The organism is Thermostilla marina, assembly GCF_054657455.1.
The window spans coordinates 915446-938115 of record NZ_BAAHYR010000001.1 but is presented as its reverse complement, the minus strand read 5'-3'; the positions used below and the strand labels follow the sequence as shown (position 1 = coordinate 938115).

The following is a 22670-nucleotide window of genomic DNA, read 5'->3' as shown; positions in this document are numbered from 1 at the left end:
TATTCTCGTCCTGCCCGCGCACCGCCGCATCCGGATCGGCGCGTCAGCTCAGCGTCTTCAAGAATTCGGAAATCACGTCGTTGACCGCTTTCGGCTGCTCCATGGGCGCCATGTGTCCGGCGTTTTCGATTTCGGCATATCCCGCGTTGGGAAGTCGATCGGCCAGGTCGCGCATGACCTCCGGCGGCGTGATGACATCCTCGGCGCCCACGATCACGCGGCAGGGACATTCGATTTGGTCGAGCCACGCTTCGGCTTTTTCGCGTTCGGCCATGCCCCGCAGGGCGGCGGCAACCCCCTTCGCGTGATTCTCGGTGATCATATCGCGGATCTTTTCGACGATGTGCGGTTTCTCTTCGATCGTCGCGGGTGCGACCAGCTTGGAAAGCATCTCGTCGGCCAAGAACGCGGGGCCTTCTCGCAACACACGCTCGGCCGTTTTTCGACGGTTTTCGGCCGCTTCGGGCGTGTCGCCTCGCGCATGGGTATCGCACAGGATCAGACCGCGGAGCATGCCTGGATGACGGCGGGCGAACTCCAGCGCGATATATCCGCCCATCGACAAACCGCATAGGACGACGGGCTCTTGGATTTCGATCGCCGGCAGGAGGGCGGCGATATCGTCGGCGAATTGCGGCATCGTCACCAGCTCGTCGGCGGGCTCGCTGCGTCCGAACCCGCGCAAATCGGGCACGACCACCCTCGCTTGTAACGAGAACACCTCGAACTGGGCATCCCACATACGATGATCGAGCGGAAATCCGTGCACGAAGACCAGGGGCGTCCCCTCTCCGCCGCAACGCACAGCCATTTCGACACCGTTGACCAACGTCGTCAGCATGTCGGAAACTCCTTCGTTCGCCCGAAGTGCAACCTACCGAAGAGCGCCTCGGTCGTTGCGACGGTCGGCGCCGGCGGTTTTCCTTCCTGTTCGGGTAGCGTATCCGACACCTTGCCGTTTCACAAGCGGCACGCCTCGGTCAGCCGCCTCCCAACGCAGCCAGCATCGCAAACACGATGAACAAGAAAAATAGCCCGATCACCCCCAACAGAATACCGCCGACGATCTTCCCGGCGGTGTCCAGCCGCTTCGTGTCGGCGTAGCCCTCGGGCAAGATCAACAAACACATGCCGATCACGAAGTTCGCCACGGGCACAAGCAAAAGGAACGCAAACCCGGGAGACCACCCGATATTCTGAAGCCGTTGCGATGCCAAAACGAGCTGTACCAACACGGCCAAGATTTGCGCCCCCAAGATGGCCGGTGCCGGATTTTCCATCATCGACCCCGCCAGTCCGCCAACAAACCCGATTCCGAAGCTTGCCCCCAAGCCCGCCAAGAAGTATTGCAACCGTCCCATACCGCCGTAGCTGCGTCGCCGAGCTCTTTCCTGGTACGACCGGGTGCGTGGTGGCGCGTACAGGTTGGTTGGTTTCGGTTTCGGTGCCTTGGGGGGCGGAGCCTTCGGTGCCGGGGCCTGCGGCAACGGCCCGCTGGGAAGCGGCATCGCAGGAAAACCAGGCGCCGAACCGACCGTGCCCGGCGGCGCACCCGGCTGGGGAAACGGCATGCCGGGCACCGGTTGGGCGAGCGGCGGCTGCATGCCGGGCTGAGGAAACTGCGGCGTTGCCGATTGGGGGGCAGTCGGTGCCGCCGGCTGCGATGGTCCGCCGAAGGGATTTCCCGGTGTCGCACCACTTGGGGCCGCGACACCGGAACCGGGCACGCTGCCGGGTGCCGGTTGCTGTGGAGCGACCTGCCCCCCACCCGCTGCGGTTCCGACAAAGGGCTGCATTCCCTGCGGCGGCGACGGGGCTGCCTGCGACGGCTTCGTTTGCAGCCCGGGCGAAGGCTGTCCCCCGCCTGCCGGCCGTGGCGATTGAGACGCACTCGGAATCGTCACCACACCACCGCACGACGGACATTTCGCCCGCTTGCCTGCACTGGTATCGGGCGTACGCAAAAGCTTGTTACATCCGGGACAACGAAACTCGATCGGCATGAGGAACCTCTCCTGGGAATGTGGATCGCCGTGCGAACATCGTCGGCTGCCGTGTGCCGCGACGTATTCCGCGATCGTCGCCCCCGTCGGGCGTACGATATCGACCGCTCGGATGCACCTGCACCCGCTCGAATTCGTGCTCCCGTCTCATTTCAAGAGAAATTTCGTCGCTCCGTGCGTTCGTTTCCCTCAAGAATCAACGGACTCGTTTGATATGGACCAGAACTTGGCCCGACCGCGAGGTGTCGAGTTGCCATCGACCGCCCGCAAAGCGGAGAACGACCGGCTTCTCGGCTTTCTCCGCATCGATGTTCCAACGCGTAATGGCGTACATTTCCGGCGGCAGTTCGACCGACAGCGATTCGGCCTCGGCCGGCGCATACACGAGATACTCGCGGCCCTCGGCGGCCAGGCAGTATCCGCTCGACGCAAGCCGCGGCCGCGGCACCATCGCCGCGAGATCGACCTTCTCGGACCAGTCGCGTATGTATCCGAGGTTCCGTCGCAACGGTTCGACCCACGGTTCGTTCATCCGCTTCTTGAGGACCTTCCCTTGGTAAGGGTCCATGAAAAGGGGATTGCCGCCGCGCAAGAACGTCTTCCAGGCCCAGGCGACGTTTCCACCGATCCCCCACAGGTGATCCGTATCGCTGAGGATCACCTTGCGACCGTCGGCGGGCGGAGGATTGTCGCGATACCCGCCTTCGTGGTTCGGCGAAATCCAATCGGCCGGGCTTTCCATCAACACGGCATTGCTGCCGCCTTTGTATTGGAAGGTCATGCCGACCGGATGTTGTTTGGGCTTGGTCTTTTCGTACTCCTTGATGTAGCGAATCATCGCGTATTGCCACGCCGTCGATGCCGGATGATTCTCGTTCGAGATCTCGTACAACACGTTGTCCAGATCGTTCACCGTGTCGATCACCTTGCGAACGTATGCCTTTTGAATCTCGGTAACCGCGGGAATTTTGTTCTCGTGGATCTCCAAGCCGTTGCCGTCGTCATCGACGTCCCCGTCGATTCCGTTGATGTTGTTCGCTTTGTGGAAGGGATGATGTTCCCAAGCGCCGGGCGAAAACTGCAAGGCCCAGCCTTCGAACAACATGATGGAAACGTAGATGCCGCGCTTGCCGGCCGCTTCGACCCGCTCGCGCAGCCGCGCAAAGTACGCCTCGTCGAAGGTTTCCAGATCGAACTTCGGTTTACCGTCGAGCGCCTTGCCGGGCCCGGTCCGCTTCCACGGATGAGGCGCCACGTAGTGCTCCACCGGCTCGAGGTCACGATTCCCGGCGGTGTTCCACGAGGTCGTTTCCCACCGCCACAGCCGAATGAAATTGTGGTGGTGCGATTCGAGCCAATCGAGATAGGCATCGAAATCGAACGGCACGGGCGGATCGGTCGGTCCCATATCGACCAGGTTGTTCCACGTGTGTGCCCCGGTCAAAAGAATCGCCCTGCCCGATCCGTCGGCGAAATAACGGGGATTGTCGGGATGGACGACCAACGGTCCGCGGGCCGGCTCCGCCGCGTTCGCCCATCGTGCATGCCCGATGATCACCGCCCCTGCAAGGCAGAACAAAATGACGTGTCGCATGGTCGCACCTCTCCGGACCGCTGAAACAGCCCCCCGCAAAGGGACTTGGCGCGTCGGGAATGATTAAATGATTATCGGTACCGAGACGGCTTCCCCGTCTTTTCGTCGCGTTTCGCTTTTCTTCAGCCCTTTGCACGCGATTGTCGCCTGGAAAACCGGTGTCGTGGTGAGTCAAAAACCTCCGCCCTGTACGGTGAGGATGACTCCCAGAATCGAGTTGACCAAACTCAAAAACAAAGTAATCGAGCCTAAGATGATTCCAATGATCGCCAGCGTGCTTTGATTGCTGTTGCGTCCCTTGATGCCGAACCCCAGCGCACAGCCGCCGACGGCGTATCCGATAATCGGACAAAGCCACGCCAACAACCCGAACAACCCCAGCACGAACGAAGCGATCGCCATCCCTTCGCTGCCCGTCCCCTCGGAAGCCTTCGGTGCGGCGGGCGTCGTATGCGGTGCCGCATACGGGTTGGCGGGTTGCGTCGGATAAGCTGTCGGCGTGTTCAGACTGCCCGCCTGGCCCTCCCCGGCAGTCGGTGTACCCAGCGGCGGCACCGCTCCGGCAGGCGTTTGCGGGCCGGCGAACGGCGAGGCCCCGCCCGCCTCTGCCTTGGGGAGGGTCGGAGGGCCGCTGTTCAACATCGGCGGGACGGGCACTTTCGCTTCGGCTTGCGACCCGTCGGGTCGACCGCCCCCCGGGGTGATCGTCACGATCGTTCCGCACGCGGGACATCGCGCTTTCTTTCCCGCTGCGGAATCGGGGCATCGCAATTGCTTCCGGCAACTCGGGCAAAGGAACTCGATCGGCATTGCTGAATGTCTCCCCTGTCCCTCGGTCTCATTGCTTCGATCGCCGCCTGGTACGCTCGACGCCGGCCTTCGGCTTCGTATCGGGCTTGTCGGTCTTTGCTCTTGTTACGCGGTTTGCTTGCGTCGACGGCACACCGGCCATTTACACGGTGTATCCGGCAGTCGGTGCCGATTGTCTCTCAAGTACGGTGGGCTGCCCGGTACACCGGAGATACGCCATCGTGTACAGCGTGATGTTAACAGCCCGTTGCACAAGCCGGTTTTGGGCATGGTTTGAGGTCGAATAAGGTCCGGCGGTAGTTTGGACCGCGCAAGGCGGAATATCGACAAACCGGCGTCACAAAGCCGAGCATGCGGCCCAATCGGCCGAATAGCGACGTGGTGTGAAGATAAACAGTCACAATGACAAAATAGAAAAGACAGACGACGCGAGTCAGGCTCCGCGGCGAGGCAAGGCCGAACAGCAAGCGCAGGATCACCGCCAGGTTGTAGCCCATCACCCGCACCAGGTACCATTTCCTGACTTCCGTCAGGCCCCGCAGCCATACCCGCCGACTACCGCCGGTATCGCAGACGTGCGCGAACGTCCGCTCGCAGACCACCGAGCGCTTCCGCTGAAGCCGTTTCCCGCGGGCTCCCAGGCAACGTCGACGGTTCGCGCGATACGCTTCCTCGTGCTCGCTCGGCTTGTCCGTCCAACGACGCTTGTGTCGAAGACGTTTTTCCGGAATGTACGTCCGCCAACCCTTTACGTGTTGCAGCCGCGAAAGTGTTTCCGCCTTGTGATAGCCCTTGTCGGCAACGACTTCCTCGGCCGGTTCGGTGTCCGCCTTGATCGCGACCTTGTCCGCCGCCTGCAGCGTCTGTTCGATGCTTGTCGTGTCGGGCGTGTCGGCCGTGTACACCTCCGCCGCCAGGATCATCCCCGATCCGAGTTCGACCGCGTGCTCCGCCTTGTAGGCCATGTGGGTCCGGCCGTCTTTCAGCTTGGCGATCCTCGCGTCCGGATCGACCGGCGATTCCCAGTCCCGGTTCGAAAGCCTCTTGTCTTGCCGCTGTCGGTCGAAACGACGCAGCTCGTCGTCGGTCGGTTCGTCAGCCTCGGGGTTCTCTTCCATGTAGATCTTGCGGACAAACTCCTTCCAGCTTTCTCCTTCCTCTTTATGTTGCAGCGACTTCAAGGCCGCATTGCCTTCCAGGAAGGTCGCGTCGACGCCCAAGGTCTTGCCGCGCAACAGGCCTTCTTTGCGGGCGATCTCGACGACCATGGCGAACAGCTCGAAAAAGACCTCCAGCGGCAGGCGTTGCCGCGTGCGGCTGAGCGTGCTGTGGCACGGCGTCGGTTCCGTGATCTCGCAGCCCAAAAAGATTCTGGCCGAGAGGCTGTCGGCACAGCGGGCGGCGATCCCGCGTTGCGAGCCGATGCCTTCCAGAAAGCCGAACAGGAGCATCCGGATTACCACGCCGATCGGTGTCGAGGGGCGGCCGGTTCGGGCATAGTACGGGGCACACAGTGCTTCTGCTCGTCGGTCGAAGTCGTGTTTCGCCAGAAGCGCGTTCAGCTTGCGATAGAACGCGGCACCCGGCGGTTCGGGGATTTCATCCCGGCGGATAAACAGCGTCGGCTGTCGAAGCCTTTTTCTGCGTCCGAGCATCGTGCCGTCAGAATCTTGGTCCCAGAGGCTTATTCCTTGTCGGTTCGTGCCGCTATTTTCTACAATCAGCCACTGGCTGCAAAGAGGTTTTACAACGGGCTGTTATCGACCCTCGATTGACGGAATGCGATGCATCGCCGTACTGGGAGTGCTTCTATTCCATTTCAACAAAGCCTTCCTGCCGGGCGGCTTCGTCGGCGTCGACGTCTTCTTTGTAATTTCCGGCTATTTGATAACCTCCATCGTTTATCGCGAGTGCCAATCTGGCGTTTTCTCATTAGCCAGATTTTACCAACGCCGAATTACCCGTATTTTTCCTGTTTTACTGGCAACAATTGCCGTCACATTGGCTGCTGCTTCTTACATCTACTCCCCGCAGGACTTTGCTTCTGCAGGCGCCGTCGCCACGGCGGCTAGCCTGTCTCTCGCCAACGTCAAGTTTATGCTCCAAGGCAACTACTTTGAGCTATCTCCCGACGCGCAACCGTTCTTGCACTTCTGGTCGCTTTCCGTCGAAGAGCAGTTTTACGTATTCTTGCCGCTCTTTCTGGTACTCACTACGAAATCACGGCTTACGGCCAAACAAGTACTAGGCAGCCTACTCGCAATCTCCTTGGCCAGCTTTCTCGGTTGCGTATTGCTAACTCAAACCAACCCAACCTGGGCGTTTTACTTGTTGCCGACACGAGCCTGGGAATTGCTGGCTGGCGCCGCCTTGGCCGTTTTTGTTGCTGAAAGAAAGACTCCCCTCAGGTATCACAGTTCTGTGGCACTGCTTGGGCTCGCCATGATTTTGCTTTCTTTCGCTTTCTTGCGCGAGTCAAATTCTTTTCCCGGATTTGTAGCCGCTCTACCGGTGATTGGCACAGTATTGCTGATCGGCTGGAATCCTGATTCCTCGCCATTCACCGAACGCGTACTTGCCCACCCTGCTCTAGTCTACGTCGGCAAGTTGTCGTACTCCCTTTACCTCTGGCATTGGCCCATCTTTTGCTTCGTGGACTACCACCTATTTGCAGCAAGCCCTCCTGTTCGATGGGCACTCAAGATCTGCCTCATGCTGCTAGTTTCAACCACCTCGTATTATGTCCTAGAGCAACCAGCACGTCGGCTATTGAATCGACCACACATGCGATCGTTCGCATATGCCGGTTTTGCTGTCGCCACAATTACACTCACGCTCGTAGGGTATTCGGTTCGTATGGATAACTACATCAACGCTTCCGTAGACACAATTGCACATGGTGGTCGAACTTTTTCAACTTCCCATCGTGCGCCACATGTCGTGTTAATGGGCGACAGTGAAGCATCAATGTACGGCATCATCATGAAGAAACTGGCGACACTGTACGGGATTAACGTGAATGTCATCAGCGTCGCCGGTGGAAATCCATTCCCGGGAAACCGACAATATGAGGAATCAATTCGTTTTCTCGCTGAAACGCGACCGGATGTAACCGTGTTTGTTGCGGCATGGGCCAGCAGGGTCGACACGGCTGGATTCGAAGACAACGTAAAAGTTGCTGTAGAAGAGATTCTAAAGTATTCCTCTCACGTCATCCTAATTTCGCAACCACCAATTCTTCCAAAGGACGCTTCGCGAGCATCTTTTCGCAAAACCGGTATGCATCCGGTTTGCGAGGAGGAGCGAAACACCGAGAAGCGAGAAAAAGCACGCCGATTTCTCGATTCTTTGGAATCCAAGCGCGTTCATGTCGTACACGTGGATGATTTGTTCCTGGACGAACAAAGAAATATCCGCTTTTGCGACGAACACGGCCACCAGCTCTTCCACGACCGCATCCATCTTTCGGGGTTCGGAGCAGCTTATGTGGAAAGTCGAGTGCTCAATGCGGTTCTTGCCATTCTAGAAACCAACAATCAACGCCAGCCGGAATCTACCGTGTGTGCCAAACGACTGTCCTCATCTGACGACAGCACGGTAGAGCGCAAGGAAGAATAGTTGCTCCCGTTCAGGAAAAACCACCGTTATCAGCCCGTTGCACAAGCGGGTTTTGGGCATCGTGTGAGGTCGAATAAGGTCCGGCGGCGGTTTGGGCCGCCCAAGCCGAAATTGTGCCATTCAAGCGAGAAACGTCAGCGGACAAATCCTTTTCCTACGTCCGAGCATCGTGCCGACAAAAAGGTTGTTTCTCGCCGTTTCGTGCGGCTATTCGCTACAATTGTCCGCGGGTCGCAACGAGGTTTTGCAACGGGCTGTTAAAGGGCATCACCACGAGCGCCCCTAAACCGCAGGTCAGTACGACCAACACGATCCCTGCCAAACCGGCGACCAGGAACGCGGCCAACAACGTCAGCTTGTTTCCCTCGGTTGCCCGGTACGAGATAGAAAAGGCGTCGATCGCGTTCACCTCCCGATCGGCGGTGATCCACATGGCGAAGAGGAACATCAACGAAACGACGATCCCGGGCACGATCAATAGGATCAACCCCAAGGTTACGCAAACCGAATACAGGATCGACGCTAAGAAAGTGTGCAGGAACACGGCGAGCGGTGGTAGGATCCCGCGCTCGGGGTTCGGATCGCCGCGCACGACGTGTACGGCAAACCGTGCGAAAACAGGCACACTGACGAAAGTCCAGGCCAATGACACGAGCTGGTGAATCCCGTCAACCAACAACACCACGCGTTCGCCCACCTGTGCGGCTGCGATCTGGAGCGGCAGAAACAGTATCCCGATCCCGAAGCCCACGACTCCTATTGCCAGCCAAGCCAACAACAACAGCCCCCACGTCTTACCGAACGCGGCGAACGTATCCGAGAAAAGCTGTTCGAAAGACACCTTCCGATAGTCCAGTGGATACACGGCGTGCCCGCCGCCGGAACGGTCGAACGCCTCGGTTTGGGGTGCGGCAAAGGGATTTTCGTTGCGCGGCGGTGGTTGCCATCCCGGCGCAAACGGGGAAGTGTCGTCCATCGCCGGCCCGGCTTGCGGCTCCGAGTCAGGTTTCGCGTCGGCTGCCGAACTGCCGGGCACGTTTTCGACGCTTCCACACTTTGGACATCGCGCCTGCTTGCCGGTCGCTTCGTCGGGCACCCGCAATTTGCTACCGCATCGCGTACACAAGAATTCGATCGCCATGATGCCTGTCCTATTACACTCGCATCGGCCGGTTCCTTTACTGCCCAATGGGCAGCCTTCAAACCATCGGGTACAGTAGGATTCGGCACGTCGTCGATGGAACCGTGGGGCACATGGCCCGCGCCCGGGGGTAATTTCCTCCCCCATGATACCCGAACGACGCGGCCGGTAAATCTTTTTTGTGATGTTTTTCTCCCCTCAAAGGAGTCGGCAGCCCCCCTGTCGACACGATTCGTCTCGACCCGGCAAATCTTCGGCAGAAATCGACCGATCCATGCTGCACGTTTCCGAAATCCTTGGTCCCGAAGGGGCGATCGCCCGTCGACTCGCCGGCTACGAGCACCGCCCCGAACAACTCCAGATGGCCGAAGCGGTCGAGCAGGCCATCGAGTCGGAAACACACTTGATCGTCGAGGCGGGAACGGGCGTCGGGAAGAGCTTCGCCTATCTCGTTCCCCTCATCTTGGCTACCGCCGGGGAAGGAGGCGCGGGGCACCGCCGCGCCGTCGTGGCCACCCACACGATCAGTCTGCAAGAGCAACTCTTGCACAAAGACATCCCTTTTCTCAACAGCGTCATTCCGCTCGAATTCACCGCTGTGTTGGTGAAAGGCCGCAGCAACTACCTGAGCAAGCGCCGACTGGCGAACGCTCAGAAGAACCGCAAACGCTTATTCGAGGACGAATTCGACGAAGAGTTTGCCCGCATTGCCGCCTGGGCCGCCGAAACCACCGACGGCACCCTGTCGGATCTCGACTTCCGACCGCACTACCGCGTGTGGGACGAAGTCGCCAGCGACCAAAGCAATTGCCTGGGCCGCAAGTGCCTCCACTACGACGACTGTTTCTACTATCGGGCACGGCGACGCATGCAACATGCGCAATTGCTGATCGTCAACCATGCGTTGCTGTTCAGCGATCTCGCGTTGCGCCGCCAAGGAGCCAGTCTGCTGCCCGACTACGATCTGGTCGTCATCGACGAGGCGCACACCGCCGAGGCCGTCGCCGCCGAGCATTTCGGCATTCACCTTTCGGCCGGACAGGTTCGCTATGTGCTAACCAAACTGTACAACGAGCGAACCCATCGCGGTCTCGTGGCCGACCGCGAGTGCAGCCGTCAGCAGTCGGTCGTGGTGGACTGCGCCTTTCGCGCCGATGATTTCTTCGGCAAGGTCGCCGAGTGGTACCACACGCAGAAAGGGAACGGGCGGGTTCACGAACCGGGACTGTTCGACAAGAGCCTGGTCGAGGGCCTTGAAAACACGGCCAAATCGCTGGCCGCGCTCATCTCGCAAACCGACGACGTCGACCGTCGCCAAGACCTGATCGCTGCACGTGACCGCTTGTTGCAACTGGCCGGCCAGTTGAACGTGTGGCTCGACCAACGCGACCGCGAAATGGTCTACTGGGTCGAGGTTTCCCCGCAGCGCCGCGGTGAGCGGGTCTCGCTGGCGGCTTCGCCGATCGACGTGGGTCCGTTGTTGCGCGAAACGTTGTTCGACGAGGTCGGAACGGTCGTTCTTACCAGCGCCACGCTGAGCGTCGGCGGCGGGAATTTCGACTACTTCCGGAAGCGGATCGGCTCTCCGCCCGCACAAACGCTCGCCCTGGGCAGCCCCTTCGACTACCGGCGTCAGGCCGAATTGATCGTCGTCGGCGATATGCCCGACCCGGCCGCCGAGTCGCATCGTTTCGAAGAGGCCTTGGTGCAGATGATCCGGCGCTACCTCGATCGCACGCAAGGCCGCGCCTTCGTATTGTTCACCAGCTACGATTTGATGCGGCGCACGGCGGCCGCATTGAACGACTGGTTGATGGAACGCGGCTTCGACTTGTTCTCGCAAGCCGACGGCATTCCGCGCACGCGGTTGCTTGCCCGCTTCAAACAAAGTCCGCACGGCGTGCTGTTCGGAACCGACAGCTTTTGGCAAGGCGTCGACGTACCGGGAGATCAACTACAGAACGTGATCATCACGAAACTGCCGTTTGCCGTTCCCGATCGGCCGTTGACCGAAGCCCGCCTCGAAGCCATCCGGGCCGCCGGCGGCAACCCCTTCCGCGACTACCAAATGCCCGAAGCGGCCATCAAACTCAAGCAGGGATTCGGTCGCCTCATCCGCTCGCGAACCGATCGAGGAATCGTGGTCATCCTCGATCCGCGGGTGGTGACCAAACCCTACGGCCGTTTCTTCCTCGAATCGCTTCCCGAATGCCGTGTCACGCAGGAATCGTGGCGCGACTCGCCCGCGGAGACTCCCGACGACGATCTCTTCTCCGACCTGTTCGACGACGCCATGTGACCCCCGTTCCGAGGGATGCGCTGCACTGAGAACGGCTTTCCAATCGAAGGGGGGATTGGTATAGTGGTAGTTTTCCACCGACCGCATCGGCGGGCACCGTTATCGTGCCGCGCCTTTACGTACCGTGAAGCTACCCATTTCGAAGGAAATCCGATCCATGGCCAAACCGCATCGAAAGGTCAAGAAAGCGAATCACGGGAAGCGACCGGCCAATGCCAAGGGGCGCCGCGCCAAACGACGTCTGGTGCGCACCTGATCGTCGTTTGCTCCCCCGTCTCTGCCCGCATAACGTGTGCCGGGAAGATCGAACCGTGCGGCGATCGATCGTTGCATGCCGTGAATGACAGACGGGTGAATCTTTGTATTGTCGACAATCCAAGGCAATCCAGTTGAGGACCGTGGCGTGGCCAAGAAAGAGCTGATTCTCGATCCTTCGCAAATCGATCTCGACCACGTGATCGCCGACATCGAAGAAATTCACAAGTACAATCCTCAACGGTTCGAGATGGAGCAACTCACGGCGGTCTGCTACGAAGACGTCGAGCGAGGGATTTGCGTCGGTTACAAGGATTTGACGCCCGACGAGTTCTGGATTCGCGGGCACATGCCGGGTATGCCTTTGATGCCCGGTGTCATCATGTGCGAGGCCTCGGCTCAACTGGCCAGTTACTTTGCGCTGAAGCACCAGGTCATCAAGGCCGAGATGATCGGCTTCGGCGGGCTGGAAGACGTCCGTTTTCGCGGTGTCGTGCCGCCCGGTGAACGGTTCGTCATCGTCGCTCAGCTTCTGAAGGCCAAGCGGATGATTTTGACCTGCCGCTTCGAGTGCTTCGTCCGCAACAATTTGGTCTGCGAAGGCGTCCTCAAGGGTATCCCGCTGTCGAAAGAAATGGTCGACGCGGCAACGGCCGAACTCAAAAAGAACGACGCGTGATCGTTCGCCGACGGGCAGTCTTCGGAACCGGGGGCGAGTGTCGCTTCTTTCGCCGAGAGCATCAATGGGTCGCAGAGCCGTCCGCAAAATCGATCCGAACCTCGACCTCTCGTATCACTTGCGGACAGTGGAGCAGCTTCCGCAACCGTGGAATCCAGCGGCCTTGTTCGGACGTGAATCGCCGATTGAACTCGAAGTCGGATCGGGCAAGGGCCTGTTCTTGCGGCGTGCGGCAACCACGTTCCCCGACCGCGATTTTCTGGGGATCGAAGTTGCCTTCAAATACGCGAGATTTGCCGCGGCCAACCTCGCCAAACGTGATCTGAAGAACGCGATCGTCATTCACGGTGACGCCTTGCGGATCGTCGCCGAATACATTCCCGACGCGTCGCTGCACGCCGTTCACGTGTACTTCCCCGACCCGTGGTGGAAAAAGCGGCACCGCAAGCGCCGCGTGATGAAGGACACGTTCGTTCGCGACGTCGAGCGGGTGCTGGTTCCCGGCGGCGAGTTCCACTTTTGGACGGACGTCGAAGAATACTTCCACGAGTCGCTGGAGATCATCGCCGCACATACGTCGCTGGCCGGGCCGTTCGAAGTCCCGGAAGCACAGCCGGAACACGATCTCGATTACCGAACGCACTTCGAACGCCGCATGCGGTTGGCCGGGCTTCCGGTCTACCGCTCTCGATTCGAAAAACGCTGAATCGGCACCCGATTGATCCATTGATCCATCGCGCGGGGGCTCGCGGATCACTGTTCGGAAACTGGCGACACAACCGCCGAGCGTGATAAAATCGAGCACAGCCGCATTCACATTCGTCTCACACAAGAAGAGACGGTCTTGCGCACGAAACACCATCCCCGCGAGGTGTCGAGCATGGTTTGCCGAATCGTTCCCACGCCGGAAGGCGCGGTTCGTCGAAAGCCGCATGTATTCCGCGCATGCATGCTGATCGCCGTGGCGGTCGGTTTGTCCATAGCCGTCGCTTCAGAAATGAAATCGCTCGCGGCGACGCCGACTCCCACACACGTACAGGCCAACACCGACGCAGGACCGTACCAAGGCCGGGCGTTGACGGCCTATCGCATTCGCACCACCAAGGCGGCCGTCACCGACTTGATGGCCCGTTACGGCGATGCCTATCCCCGGGGAAAGGAATATCTCGCTGCACTGGACCGACTGGAGGACGATCACGCGGCCGGAAAGCCGGATACCGCCTCGCGATTGACCCAGCTCCAACGTGAGGCGTTGCTCGACAATCCGTTGCTGAGCGGCATGGAAATCCTAGCCGTCCGTCGTCGGAGTGCCCGATACGATCCCGACGCGAAAGACAAGAAAATCGGTTACTCCGCCGCACCGGGGTTGGAGTACGGCTTCCCCTCGAATCACGAGTGCAACAGCTCGTTGCCGAAAACCGGATACGACAACGCCCTGATTCGCTTTCGACCGAGAAGCGGCGAATCGCAGACGGTCTATCGCCCCGACGACGGCGGTTACGTGGGCGAAGTCGATCTGCATTTCGACGGCGACCGCATTTTGTTCACAAAGTCCGACGCCCAAAGCTGGAAGATCTACGAAATGCGGCTCGACGGCGGCCGACCTCGTGTCGCCGTTTCGATGCCTGAAGATGTCGATTGCATGGACCCCTGCTATTTGCCCGACGGTCGAATCGTCTTCGGCTCGACCGCCTGCCTGCAATCGGTCCCCTGCTGGCATGGCCAGAAGCTGGTCACCAACCTGTACCGCGCCGAGCCCGACGGCAACGGCGTCCGCCGGTTATGCTACGACCAGGATCACAACTTCCACCCGGTCGTGCTGCCCAACGGGCAGGTACTTTATCACCGCTGGGATTACACGGGCATCAATCACATCTTCATGCGTCAACTGATGGTGATGAACCCCGACGGCACGAACCAGCGGGCGGTCTACGGCAGCAACTCGTGGTACCCCAATGCCCTTTACTTCCCGCGACCGTTGCCCGGTTCGTCGAATCGTTTGATCGCGATTTTGTCGGGCTACCACGGGCCGCACCGCATGGGGCAACTGGTCCTTCTCGATTTGACCAAGGGTTGGTTCGAGGCGCAAGGCATCGTGCAGCGGATCAGCGGGCGCGGGGAGCCCATCCGTCCCGACGTTCGCGACAATCTGGTTCAGAAGGACTGGCCCAAGTTCCTCCACCCCTATCCGCTTTCCGAGAAGTTCTTTTTGGTCGCCTGCCAGGAAGCTCCAAACGCGCCGTGGGGAATCTACCTCGCCGACGTGTTCGACAACCTGGTTCCTATCCGTATTGAACAGGATTGGGGCCTGTTCGAGCCGATTCCGATTCGTCCGCAACCGAAACCGCCCGTGATTCCCGATCGGGTCGATCTCGCGCAGAAAGACGCCGTCGTGTACCTTCACGACGTGTACAACGGCCCCGGTTTGGCGGGCGTGCCGCGGGGAACGATCAAGAACTTGCGCATCGTCGCCTACGACTTCGGCTATCCGGGACTGGCCGGTCCCGACAAGGTCGGTTTCGGCGGCCCGTGGGAGGTGATGCGTATATTGGGCACGGTTCCGGTGGAAGAAGACGGTTCGGCTTGTTTCCGCGTGCCCGCGAATACTCCCTTGGCCATTCAACCGTTGGACGCCGAAGGCAAAGCCGTTCAATTGATGCGCAGTTGGTACACGGCCATGCCGGGCGAAAAGATCTCATGCGTGGGCTGCCACGAAACGCCCGCCCAAACAGGCCGCCAGCGCATCGCCCGGGCGGCGTTGCGCGACCCGGTGCCGATTACGCCGTGGCGAGGTCCCCCGCGCGGCTTCGACTTTGCCCGCGAGGTTCAACCCGTGCTCGACGCCTATTGCGTTGACTGCCACGACGGCAACCGAGCCTCACCCGATTTGCGGGCGGAAGAGCTTCGGCCCGACTACGAGGGGCGACGGATTTCGGATTTGGGAATCAAGCGGCTGCATCCCGAGATGGCGAAGGCGACCGGCGGCGTGTTGCGCTTTACGCCCGCCTACGAAGCCCTGTTGCCATACATCCGCCGCGTGAGCATCGAAGACGACGTGCACATGCTCACGCCCGGTGAATACCATGCCGATACCAGCCCCTTGATCCAACTATTGCAAAAGGGGCACGGCGGCGTGAACCTCGACGCCGAAGCCTGGGATCGCCTGGTCACGTGGATCGATCTGAATGCCCCGTGTCACGGCACGTGGCACGAAGTCTTCCCGATTCCCGACGGCATGCACGAACGACGGCTCGCGCTGCGGCGAGCAACGGGCGGCCCCGACGAAGACTACGAGGTCATCCCGCCTACCCCCGGCTACGTGGGACCGCCGAACCCTCGAAGGAAGCTCCTCCGAGCCGAAGCGCCGAAGCTCGCCGGGTGGCCGCTCTCGCCCCGGCAGGCGACGGCACGACAGCAGGCTCTAGAGCCGCACCGCATGACGTTGGAGATCGACGAAGGGGTCGCCGTCGAGTTCGTTCGCATTCCCGCCGGAAAGTTCATCATGGGCAGCACGGACGGGTTCCCCGACGAATCGCCGCCGACGGTCGTCTCGATCGATCGCCCCTTCTGGATCAGCAGTCATGAAATCACGAACCGGCAATTCCGGTTGTTGTTCCCTGATCACGATCCGGGCTACTACCAAAAGCGTCACGCGCGCGCCGACGACCCCGGATTGCCGCTCGACGGTCTGGACCAACCGGCGGTTCGGGTTTCTTGGATCCAGGCGACGGCCTTTTGCCGTGCCTTATCGCGGCGTTGGAATCGGAATGTTCGCCTGCCGACCGAGGCGCAGTGGGAATACGCTGCGCGCGCCGGCAGCGACCGCGACTTCTGGTTCGCCGACAAGACCGAGGACTTTTCGGCGTTTGAAAACCTGGGCGATTTCGCCTTTGCGAACGGGCACCTGCCGCAAATTACCGGCGGACTGGCCCACCTGATTCGCGAAGGCGGCCTGACCGCCGACACCCGTTTCGACGATCATGCCGAGGTGACCGTGCCGGTCGGTTCCTATCGCCCGAACCCCTGGGGATTGTTCGACATGGCCGGAAACGCCGCCGAATGGACCCGCACGACCTACGCGCCGTATCCGTATCGCGACGACGGCCGCAACGCCGAACGCCCCGAGGGCGAAAAGGTCGTCCGCGGCGGCTCCTACTTCGATCCGCCGAAATGGAGCCGGGCGAGTGTTCGCCGGTCCTATCCGGCGTGGCAACGCGTGTTCAACGTCGGCTTCCGAATCGTCATCGAAGATGATAGCGACACGTTGGCCGCAGCGCCGTGATGCGCGAGCTCACTCGACGACGTTCAAGATCATCCGCCGATAGCGAACCAACGGCGGGGCGCCGTCGTCTCGTGCCTCGAGGATGACGTGCAGGCTCGTTCCCGCGGCATCGGCGGGCACGCGCAATTCGGCAAATACGCCTTGCCGGTCGATGGAAACCGCTTCGGGCCGTGGATAGCTGCTCGGCTCGGGGTAAATCCACCAGTGAAATTGCAGCCGATCGCCGTCGGGATCGCGGGTGTCGGCGGCCGATAATCGCACCCGTTCTCCGGCACGCACGCGACGCTGCAACACACCGCAACCGTCATCGCCTTCCAAGACGACCATCGGCGGATGGTTGCACGCTTCCGGCGCCCGAACGCACCAGTCCATGCGGGCTTGAAACTCGTTCTGAAAATCGGGACGCCAGCGCCACACCGTCGCCCGGGCCGAGGTCGTCTTTCCAACGCTGTCCTGCGCATCGATCCACAGCCGCGAGTTCGTTTCAGCGGGTCGAAACCGCCCGCCCCAACAGCCCCAATCGGGATGCTCCGGATCGCTCAGCCCGACCGGCAAGAAGTAAAACCACGACGGCGTGTCGCCCTCTTTCAGCGCCCCGTGCGGATTGGGGGCCGTCCACGTCTTCGGCGGATAGAGCGCCCCTAACGGGCCGTGATCCTTACGCACGTGGCGATCGATCCAAGCGAGCGAGGTCAAGTCCATGTCGCCGCCCAAGTACATGCCGCGAAAGACGGCCTCCCGCTTGTCGTGTCCCTCGGGCGCCTTGCTCAAGATGTAGAACAGCGACGGAAACTCGCGGTTGATCCATTCGCCGGTACTGTCTTGATGGGCGATGTCGTGAACGCGAATCTTCGCGACGAACGCGGCGAGCTCTTGCGGCGATCGGTCGTGTCGCACGCGCCACAATGCTTGAGCCAGGTCGGTCGAGCCGCCCCAAATGGCGATATTCACGGGCCGAGGATCGTCGCGATCGACGATTTCGATGATTCGACGCGAGGCCTCCGTATCGCAGCCGTCGCCCAAATTCTGAACACCTCGTTTCGGATTACCTGCCGCAATGCGATTCAAAAGTGTTTCGGGCGGGGGAAACGCCGGATCGTGTTGCTTGAGCACCGGATACACGCGGCCGTAGGCCTCGACCCGCTCGCGGATCAAATCAGGACGAACGATGTCCTGCTTCAATTCACCGGGTGTCCCCGAAGCCGATGCGACCAACAGCTCGATGTCGAATTCGTTCGCATGCACCAGCAATCGCACCATCGACTGTGAATCGTCGGGATCGCCGCCGATGTCGGTGGTCACGATCAGTCGGGGTTTGTCGGCTCGAACGACTCCCGCGAAACCGACCACAAGCCCCCATCCCGCCACAATCCAAATGAGACGTCGCGCCGGCATGTTCTCGGTCTCCCTGCGGATCCTGTGTTCAGAAAACGCGTCGCGCCCGGCACGATCATTCGCGCCGGGCCATTTCGCACTATAGTTCGCGACGACCGCAAAAGAAAACGCAAAGCGTTGTTGCTCGAAATAAGGAAACCGCCACGGTGACCAGCGGCAAACCAGTTGTGCCATATTTGTCGATGCGGCAACTTGACCGACATTGTGTGCAGAACATGCCCCCGCGCTTGTCGCCGATAGAGGTGCCGATCACAATGACCGGCTGAAGCGGCCTTTGGAGGCGGGTTGCCGCCGAGGGCTCTCACGACGGCCGCCGTGATTTCGCCGAAATCGTCGGCGGAATCGACGCGTTTTTTGTTTCCCCCCGTCAGCACAACTTTAGGAGTCGAACGTCATGTTGCATCGTCTTTTCCGATGTCGGTGGTTGCGGGCGACCTTGGTCGCCGCCTGGGCGACGACGGTCGGTTTCGTCGCCCACGAGGCGTTTGCTCGCCGGCCCAACGTGATCTTGGTGAATACCGACGACCAAGGCTACGGCGATTTGTCCTGTCACGGAAATCCGTATTTGAAGACGCCCGCCCTGGATCGGTTGTACGAAGAAAGCATCCGCCTGACCGACTTCCACGTCGATCCCACGTGTTCGCCTACCCGCTCTGCCTTGATGACCGGTCGATATTCCTCTCGCGTGGGCGTGTGGCACACGATCATGGGCCGATCCCTCTTGCGGGAAGACGAGGTCACGATGGCCGACGTGTTCAACGCCGCAGGTTATCGGACGGCAATCTTCGGCAAGTGGCATCTAGGCGACAACTTCCCCTATCGCCCGACCGACCGCGGCTTTGAAGAAGCCTTGGTCAACGGCGGCGGGGGCATCACCCAAGGTCCCGATTACTGGGGCAATACGTACTTTTCGCCCACCTTGCTGCACAACGACGAGTGGGAGCCTTCCGACGGTTACTGCACCGATGTCTTCTTCTCGGCCGCCATCCGATTCATCGAGCAACACCAGGACGAGCCTTTCTTCGTCTACCTGCCGCCGAACGCCGCACACGCGCCGTATCAGGTCGATGAAAAATATAAGAAGCCCTTCCTCGAAATGGGCCTGAAGGATCCGACGGCTTCATTCTTCGGCATGATCGTCAACATCGATGAAAACATGGCCAAGCTCGTCGCCAAGCTCGACGAATTGGGGCTGGCGGAAGACACGATCTTGGTCTTCATGACCGACAACGGCACCGCCGCGGGCAACTACAATGCCGGAATGCGGGGCAAGAAAGGATCGCAATACGACGGCGGTCATCGTGTCCCCTGTTTCCTCCGCTGGAAAGGTCACTGGCAGGGCGGACGCGACATCGATCGGCTCACGGCGCATCTCGATTTGCTGCCGACGTTCATCGACGTGTGCGATCTGCCGAAACCCGCCGGCGTAAAATTCGACGGCAAGAGTCTCCGGCCGCTCATCGAAGAAAAGAACCCCGAGTGGCCCGACCGCACGATCATCGTCTCGGTGAACCGGATGGACCACCCCGAGCCGTGGGTGCGCACGTCGACGATGACCGAGAAGTACCGCCTGATCGACGGCAAGGAACTATACGATATCGACGCCGATCCCGGTCAAGAACACGACATCGCCGCGGAACATCCCGACATCGTGGCGAAACTCCGCAAAGACTACGAAGAATGGTACGCCGACGTCTCTCGCCGCTACGACGAGTACGTGCCGATCTACCTCGGCTCACCGGCGCAGAACCCGACCGTGCTTTGCAGTCACGATTGGCACGGCCCCAACGTGCCCTGGGCGCAAGTGCACATGGAGCGTCGTATCGTCGCGAACGGTTTTTGGGCGGTGAAAGTCGATCGTCCCGGCAAGTACCGAATCACGTTGCGGGATCGACCGCCTTATGTCGATGAACCGCTGTTGGGCACGAAAGCCCGGTTGCAGGTCGGCGACTTCGAGGCCGAGAAACCGATCCCGGAAAACGTTCCCGGCGTCTCGTTCGAAGCCGTTTTGCCCGCCGGTGAGACGCGATTGCAAACCTGGATCACGCAAGCCGACGGCAAGACCCGCGGCTGCTACTTCGTGGTCGTCGAATACCTCGGCGAATAATCCGAAGACGCATCGCCGTTTCGTGCCGGAAACCCGCCCTCGCCTTTGCCTGTCGTCCGCCGCGGGAAATGCAGCGGTTGAATCTGGACAAACAGGCGAAGGCGAGGCTATTGTCGAAGAATACGCTGCATAGTGAAGTTCATGCGGGGTTTGTGCGCTTTCGTCCCGGCAAGCCATGCAACTTGTGCACCTTGCCGCTCTTAGTTCGTCCCCCCACCTCCACCGTTTTCAACATCGAGGAGTCTGCCCTGATGTATTCCATGGCCCTTGCGATGGTGTTGGCAGCCCTTCCCGGGCAAGTTGTCTGCCGACCATGCGTTCCTTGTGTTCCCGAAGCTGCACAGGCAAGCCCCAGTGACGCCAAACCGGCGGCTGAATCTCCGAAACCCGAACCGCGCACTCCGCTGGGTTGGCCGATTCACTCGCGGGAAATGCCCCAACCGGTCGTCATCACACCGCCGACCGAAAGTACGCAGGAAGCTCCCGGCGCGCCGCCTTCCGACGCAATCGTGCTGTTCGACGGGACGAATCTCGACGCCTGGCAGCCCTCACCTCCGAAAGAAGGCAAAAAAATCGGCTGGAAAATCGAGAACGGTTACATGGAAGTCGTACCCGGCACCGGCGCCATCGAGGCGAAACAGCGATTCGGCGACATTCAGCTCCATCTCGAGTGGGCCACTCCGTCGGAAGTCAAAGGCGACGGCCAAGGTCGCGGCAACAGTGGTGTGAAACTGCTGCCGTTGCTCGAAGTCCAAGTGCTCGATTCGTACGAAAACGTCACGTATCCCGACGGTCAGGCAGCAGCCATCTACGGCAAGTATCCGCCGTTGGTGAACGCCTCGCGCAAGCCCGGCGAATGGCAGTACTACGACATCGTCTTTTACGCTCCCAAGGTGAAAGATGGAAAGATGGTCGAGCCCGGCTCGGTCACCGTCTTCCACAATGGTATCCTCGTTCATCACGCGGCAAAGATCGAAGGCAACGTCGACAAGGTAATCCTGCATTTGCAAGATCACCGCAATCCCGTGCGATACCGCAATATTTGGGTCCGTGAACTGCATCCGTATTGCTGGGACGGCGAAAAGGTGGTCGAACCGCCGAAACCGAAAGAACCGGAAGCCAAACCTGAGACCGTCGAACCGCAGCCCGAACCGGCCCCCGTCTACGTGCCGCGACGCCGCGGTTTGTTCCGCCTGTTCCGGCGTTGACGAACGTTCGATCGTGCCGTAAAGCGCAATTCACCGGAGGCGGGCAAATGTCCGCCTCCTTTCGTATTCGCAACGCCTTTCAAGGAGATCTTGTCGTGCCGCGATTCACACGTCGTGATTGGTTGAAAGCGGCCTCCGTCCTGTGCGGATCGGCCGCTTTGGGAGCGACCCCCGAGGCGATTCTCGAGGCCCGCGAAAAAATCGCCCGCTACCGGCAAGCGACGGCCTTGGGGCCATTGAAGCGCAAACTGCCCTCCATCGAAGCGTGCTGCAAGCTGGCCAAAGAAATCGGCTTCGTCGGCTTCGACCTGTGCGCGCCGGAATACTGGCCGGAACTGAAAAAGCACGGTCTGATCTGCACGATGACCCCGTCGCACAAACTCACCGACGGACTGGCCGATCCCAAGTTCCACGACGCGTGCCTGAAGGCGATCCGCGAATCGATCGACCTTACCTCGGCGGCGGGCTTTCCCAACGTGATCACGTTCTCGGGGAATCGCCGAGGCATGTCCGACGAAGAAGGCCTGGAAAACTGCGTCAAGGCCCTGAAACAAGTCGCCGGTTATGCCGAACGGAAACGGGTCACCATTTGCCTGGAGTTCTTGAATTCGGCCAAGACGCATCCCGACTACATGGCCGATTCGACCAAGTGGTGTGTCGAGCTGGTACACCGCGTCGGATCCGAGCGAGTGAAGGTTCTCTACGACATCTTTCACGCCGGCATGATGGGCGAAGACGTCGTCGCCGATATCGAGAACCATGCCGACTGCTGGGGCCACTACCATACGGCGGGTGTCCCCGGCCGGCACGAAATCGACGATTCGCAAACGCTCGACTATCCGAAGATCATGCGCACGATCGCCCGCACGGGATACGCGGGCATCGTCGCTCACGAATTCAGTCCCACGCGCGATCTCGCCGAAAGCCTCAAGCAGGCCTACGCGATTTGCGACGTGTGAACGGCTGCCGCTGCACACCGACCGGTCGGAAAACGTCTGCTCGATGCGAACGTTTTCCGGCTGTCGATTGCGCGAGGGACAAACAATTCGGCGGTCGACCGCGACCCTATTCGCTGACCACCGGCTCGTGCAAGCGGCGCAGTCGTTCGATCAAATCCTCGACGCGGGCCTTGCGTTCTCGAAGCTGTTCCCGCACCCGCGAGAGTCGCGCATGCCGAATTTCGCCGTGCAATTCAGCGCGCTCGCGCTCGAGCAATTCACCCACCAACTGCAAGTCGACTTCGTTCAGCTCGATCGTCACCCCCATACCGAAACCTCCT

Annotated in this window: 17 protein-coding genes; 9 read left to right on the top strand and 8 right to left on the bottom strand. The window is 60.4% G+C overall.

Annotated features, from left to right (window positions below; genetic code table 11):
• Positions 1 to 43: 43 nt before the first annotated feature.
• From ACYQ2I_RS03290 to ACYQ2I_RS03270, 5 genes are all read right to left on the bottom strand, one after another.
• Positions 44 to 841, bottom strand: coding sequence for an alpha/beta fold hydrolase (locus ACYQ2I_RS03290; protein WP_460165564.1), 798 nt, complete (start codon positions 839 to 841; stop codon positions 44 to 46).
• 139 nt (positions 842 to 980) lie between these two features.
• Positions 981 to 2003, bottom strand: coding sequence for a hypothetical protein (locus tag ACYQ2I_RS03285; protein ID WP_460165563.1), 1023 nt, complete (start codon positions 2001 to 2003; stop codon positions 981 to 983).
• 196 nt (positions 2004 to 2199) lie between these two features.
• Positions 2200 to 3597: a DUF6298 domain-containing protein gene (locus ACYQ2I_RS03280; protein WP_460165562.1), complete on the bottom strand. Its 1398-nt coding sequence runs from the start codon at positions 3595 to 3597 to the stop codon at positions 2200 to 2202.
• 171 nt (positions 3598 to 3768) lie between these two features.
• Positions 3769 to 4407: a hypothetical protein gene (locus ACYQ2I_RS03275; protein WP_460165561.1), complete on the bottom strand. Its 639-nt coding sequence runs from the start codon at positions 4405 to 4407 to the stop codon at positions 3769 to 3771.
• 236 nt (positions 4408 to 4643) lie between these two features.
• Positions 4644 to 6062, bottom strand: coding sequence for a transposase (locus ACYQ2I_RS03270; RefSeq protein WP_460165560.1), 1419 nt, complete (start codon positions 6060 to 6062; stop codon positions 4644 to 4646).
• 1 nt (position 6063) lies between these two features.
• On the opposite strand from ACYQ2I_RS03270, the gene ACYQ2I_RS03265 reads away from it, so the two are divergent.
• Positions 6064 to 8025 (top strand): acyltransferase family protein, encoded by a 1962-nt coding sequence (locus ACYQ2I_RS03265; RefSeq protein ID WP_460165559.1) that lies wholly within the window; start codon positions 6064 to 6066, stop codon positions 8023 to 8025.
• A 214-nt stretch (positions 8026 to 8239) separates the two neighbouring features.
• Here ACYQ2I_RS03265 and ACYQ2I_RS03260 read toward each other — a convergent pair whose 3' ends face one another.
• The gene (locus tag ACYQ2I_RS03260) at positions 8240 to 9166 is read right to left on the bottom strand and encodes a hypothetical protein (RefSeq protein ID WP_460165558.1); all 927 of its coding nucleotides are present in this window, start codon (positions 9164 to 9166) and stop codon (positions 8240 to 8242) included.
• A 274-nt stretch (positions 9167 to 9440) separates the two neighbouring features.
• Here ACYQ2I_RS03260 and ACYQ2I_RS03255 point away from each other — a divergent pair, with 274 nt between their 5' ends.
• From ACYQ2I_RS03255 to ACYQ2I_RS03235, 5 genes are all read left to right on the top strand, one after another.
• Positions 9441 to 11465, top strand: a complete 2025-nt coding sequence (locus tag ACYQ2I_RS03255; protein WP_460165557.1) for an ATP-dependent DNA helicase — start codon at positions 9441 to 9443, stop codon at positions 11463 to 11465.
• Positions 11466 to 11622: 157 nt separating this feature from the next.
• Complete coding sequence (locus ACYQ2I_RS03250; protein ID WP_460165556.1) at positions 11623 to 11721, top strand: 50S ribosomal protein bL37; 99 nt, start codon at positions 11623 to 11625, stop codon at positions 11719 to 11721.
• A 147-nt stretch (positions 11722 to 11868) separates the two neighbouring features.
• A complete protein-coding gene (locus ACYQ2I_RS03245; RefSeq protein ID WP_460165555.1) occupies positions 11869 to 12399 on the top strand; it encodes a 3-hydroxyacyl-ACP dehydratase FabZ family protein in 531 nt (176 codons plus the stop codon).
• A 64-nt stretch (positions 12400 to 12463) separates the two neighbouring features.
• On the top strand, positions 12464 to 13105 hold the full coding sequence (gene trmB, locus ACYQ2I_RS03240) for a tRNA (guanosine(46)-N7)-methyltransferase TrmB (protein WP_460165554.1): 642 nt from the start codon (positions 12464 to 12466) through the stop codon (positions 13103 to 13105).
• Positions 13106 to 13279: 174 nt separating this feature from the next.
• A complete protein-coding gene (locus ACYQ2I_RS03235; RefSeq protein ID WP_460165553.1) occupies positions 13280 to 16681 on the top strand; it encodes an SUMF1/EgtB/PvdO family nonheme iron enzyme in 3402 nt (1133 codons plus the stop codon).
• 9 nt (positions 16682 to 16690) lie between these two features.
• Here ACYQ2I_RS03235 and ACYQ2I_RS03230 read toward each other — a convergent pair whose 3' ends face one another.
• On the bottom strand, positions 16691 to 18076 hold the full coding sequence (locus ACYQ2I_RS03230; protein ID WP_460165552.1) for a DUF1593 domain-containing protein: 1386 nt from the start codon (positions 18074 to 18076) through the stop codon (positions 16691 to 16693).
• A gap of 394 nt (positions 18077 to 18470) precedes the next feature.
• On the opposite strand from ACYQ2I_RS03230, the gene ACYQ2I_RS03225 reads away from it, so the two are divergent.
• The 3 genes from ACYQ2I_RS03225 (at position 18471) to ACYQ2I_RS03215 (ending at position 22350) form a co-directional block, all read left to right on the top strand.
• Entirely contained in the window at positions 18471 to 20183 is a 1713-nt protein-coding gene (locus ACYQ2I_RS03225) for an arylsulfatase (RefSeq protein ID WP_460165551.1), read from the top strand.
• Between the two features lie 251 nt (positions 20184 to 20434).
• Positions 20435 to 21391 (top strand): 3-keto-disaccharide hydrolase, encoded by a 957-nt coding sequence (locus ACYQ2I_RS03220; RefSeq protein WP_460165550.1) that lies wholly within the window; start codon positions 20435 to 20437, stop codon positions 21389 to 21391.
• A 95-nt stretch (positions 21392 to 21486) separates the two neighbouring features.
• The gene (locus ACYQ2I_RS03215; protein WP_460165549.1) at positions 21487 to 22350 is read left to right on the top strand and encodes a hydroxypyruvate isomerase family protein; all 864 of its coding nucleotides are present in this window, start codon (positions 21487 to 21489) and stop codon (positions 22348 to 22350) included.
• Positions 22351 to 22456: 106 nt separating this feature from the next.
• On the opposite strand, the gene ACYQ2I_RS03210 is transcribed toward ACYQ2I_RS03215, so the two are convergent.
• A complete protein-coding gene (locus tag ACYQ2I_RS03210) occupies positions 22457 to 22657 on the bottom strand; it encodes a hypothetical protein (protein WP_460165548.1) in 201 nt (66 codons plus the stop codon).
• Between the last annotated feature and the right edge of the window lie 13 nt (positions 22658 to 22670).

Coding starts and splice junctions, on each gene's coding strand:
- ACYQ2I_RS03290 (WP_460165564.1), bottom strand. CDS start 841: ATGCTGACGACGTTGGTCAACGGTGTCGAAATGGCTGTGCGTTGCGGC.
- ACYQ2I_RS03285 (WP_460165563.1), bottom strand. CDS start 2,003: ATGCCGATCGAGTTTCGTTGTCCCGGATGTAACAAGCTTTTGCGTACG.
- ACYQ2I_RS03280 (WP_460165562.1), bottom strand. CDS start 3,597: ATGCGACACGTCATTTTGTTCTGCCTTGCAGGGGCGGTGATCATCGGG.
- ACYQ2I_RS03275 (WP_460165561.1), bottom strand. CDS start 4,407: ATGCCGATCGAGTTCCTTTGCCCGAGTTGCCGGAAGCAATTGCGATGC.
- ACYQ2I_RS03270 (WP_460165560.1), bottom strand. CDS start 6,062: ATGCTCGGACGCAGAAAAAGGCTTCGACAGCCGACGCTGTTTATCCGC.
- ACYQ2I_RS03260 (WP_460165558.1), bottom strand. CDS start 9,166: ATGGCGATCGAATTCTTGTGTACGCGATGCGGTAGCAAATTGCGGGTG.
- ACYQ2I_RS03255 (WP_460165557.1), top strand. CDS start 9,441: ATGCTGCACGTTTCCGAAATCCTTGGTCCCGAAGGGGCGATCGCCCGT.
- ACYQ2I_RS03250 (WP_460165556.1), top strand. CDS start 11,623: ATGGCCAAACCGCATCGAAAGGTCAAGAAAGCGAATCACGGGAAGCGA.
- trmB (WP_460165554.1), top strand. CDS start 12,464: ATGGGTCGCAGAGCCGTCCGCAAAATCGATCCGAACCTCGACCTCTCG.
- ACYQ2I_RS03235 (WP_460165553.1), top strand. CDS start 13,280: ATGGTTTGCCGAATCGTTCCCACGCCGGAAGGCGCGGTTCGTCGAAAG.
- ACYQ2I_RS03230 (WP_460165552.1), bottom strand. CDS start 18,076: ATGCCGGCGCGACGTCTCATTTGGATTGTGGCGGGATGGGGGCTTGTG.
- ACYQ2I_RS03225 (WP_460165551.1), top strand. CDS start 18,471: ATGTTGCATCGTCTTTTCCGATGTCGGTGGTTGCGGGCGACCTTGGTC.
- ACYQ2I_RS03220 (WP_460165550.1), top strand. CDS start 20,435: ATGTATTCCATGGCCCTTGCGATGGTGTTGGCAGCCCTTCCCGGGCAA.
- ACYQ2I_RS03210 (WP_460165548.1), bottom strand. CDS start 22,657: ATGGGGGTGACGATCGAGCTGAACGAAGTCGACTTGCAGTTGGTGGGT.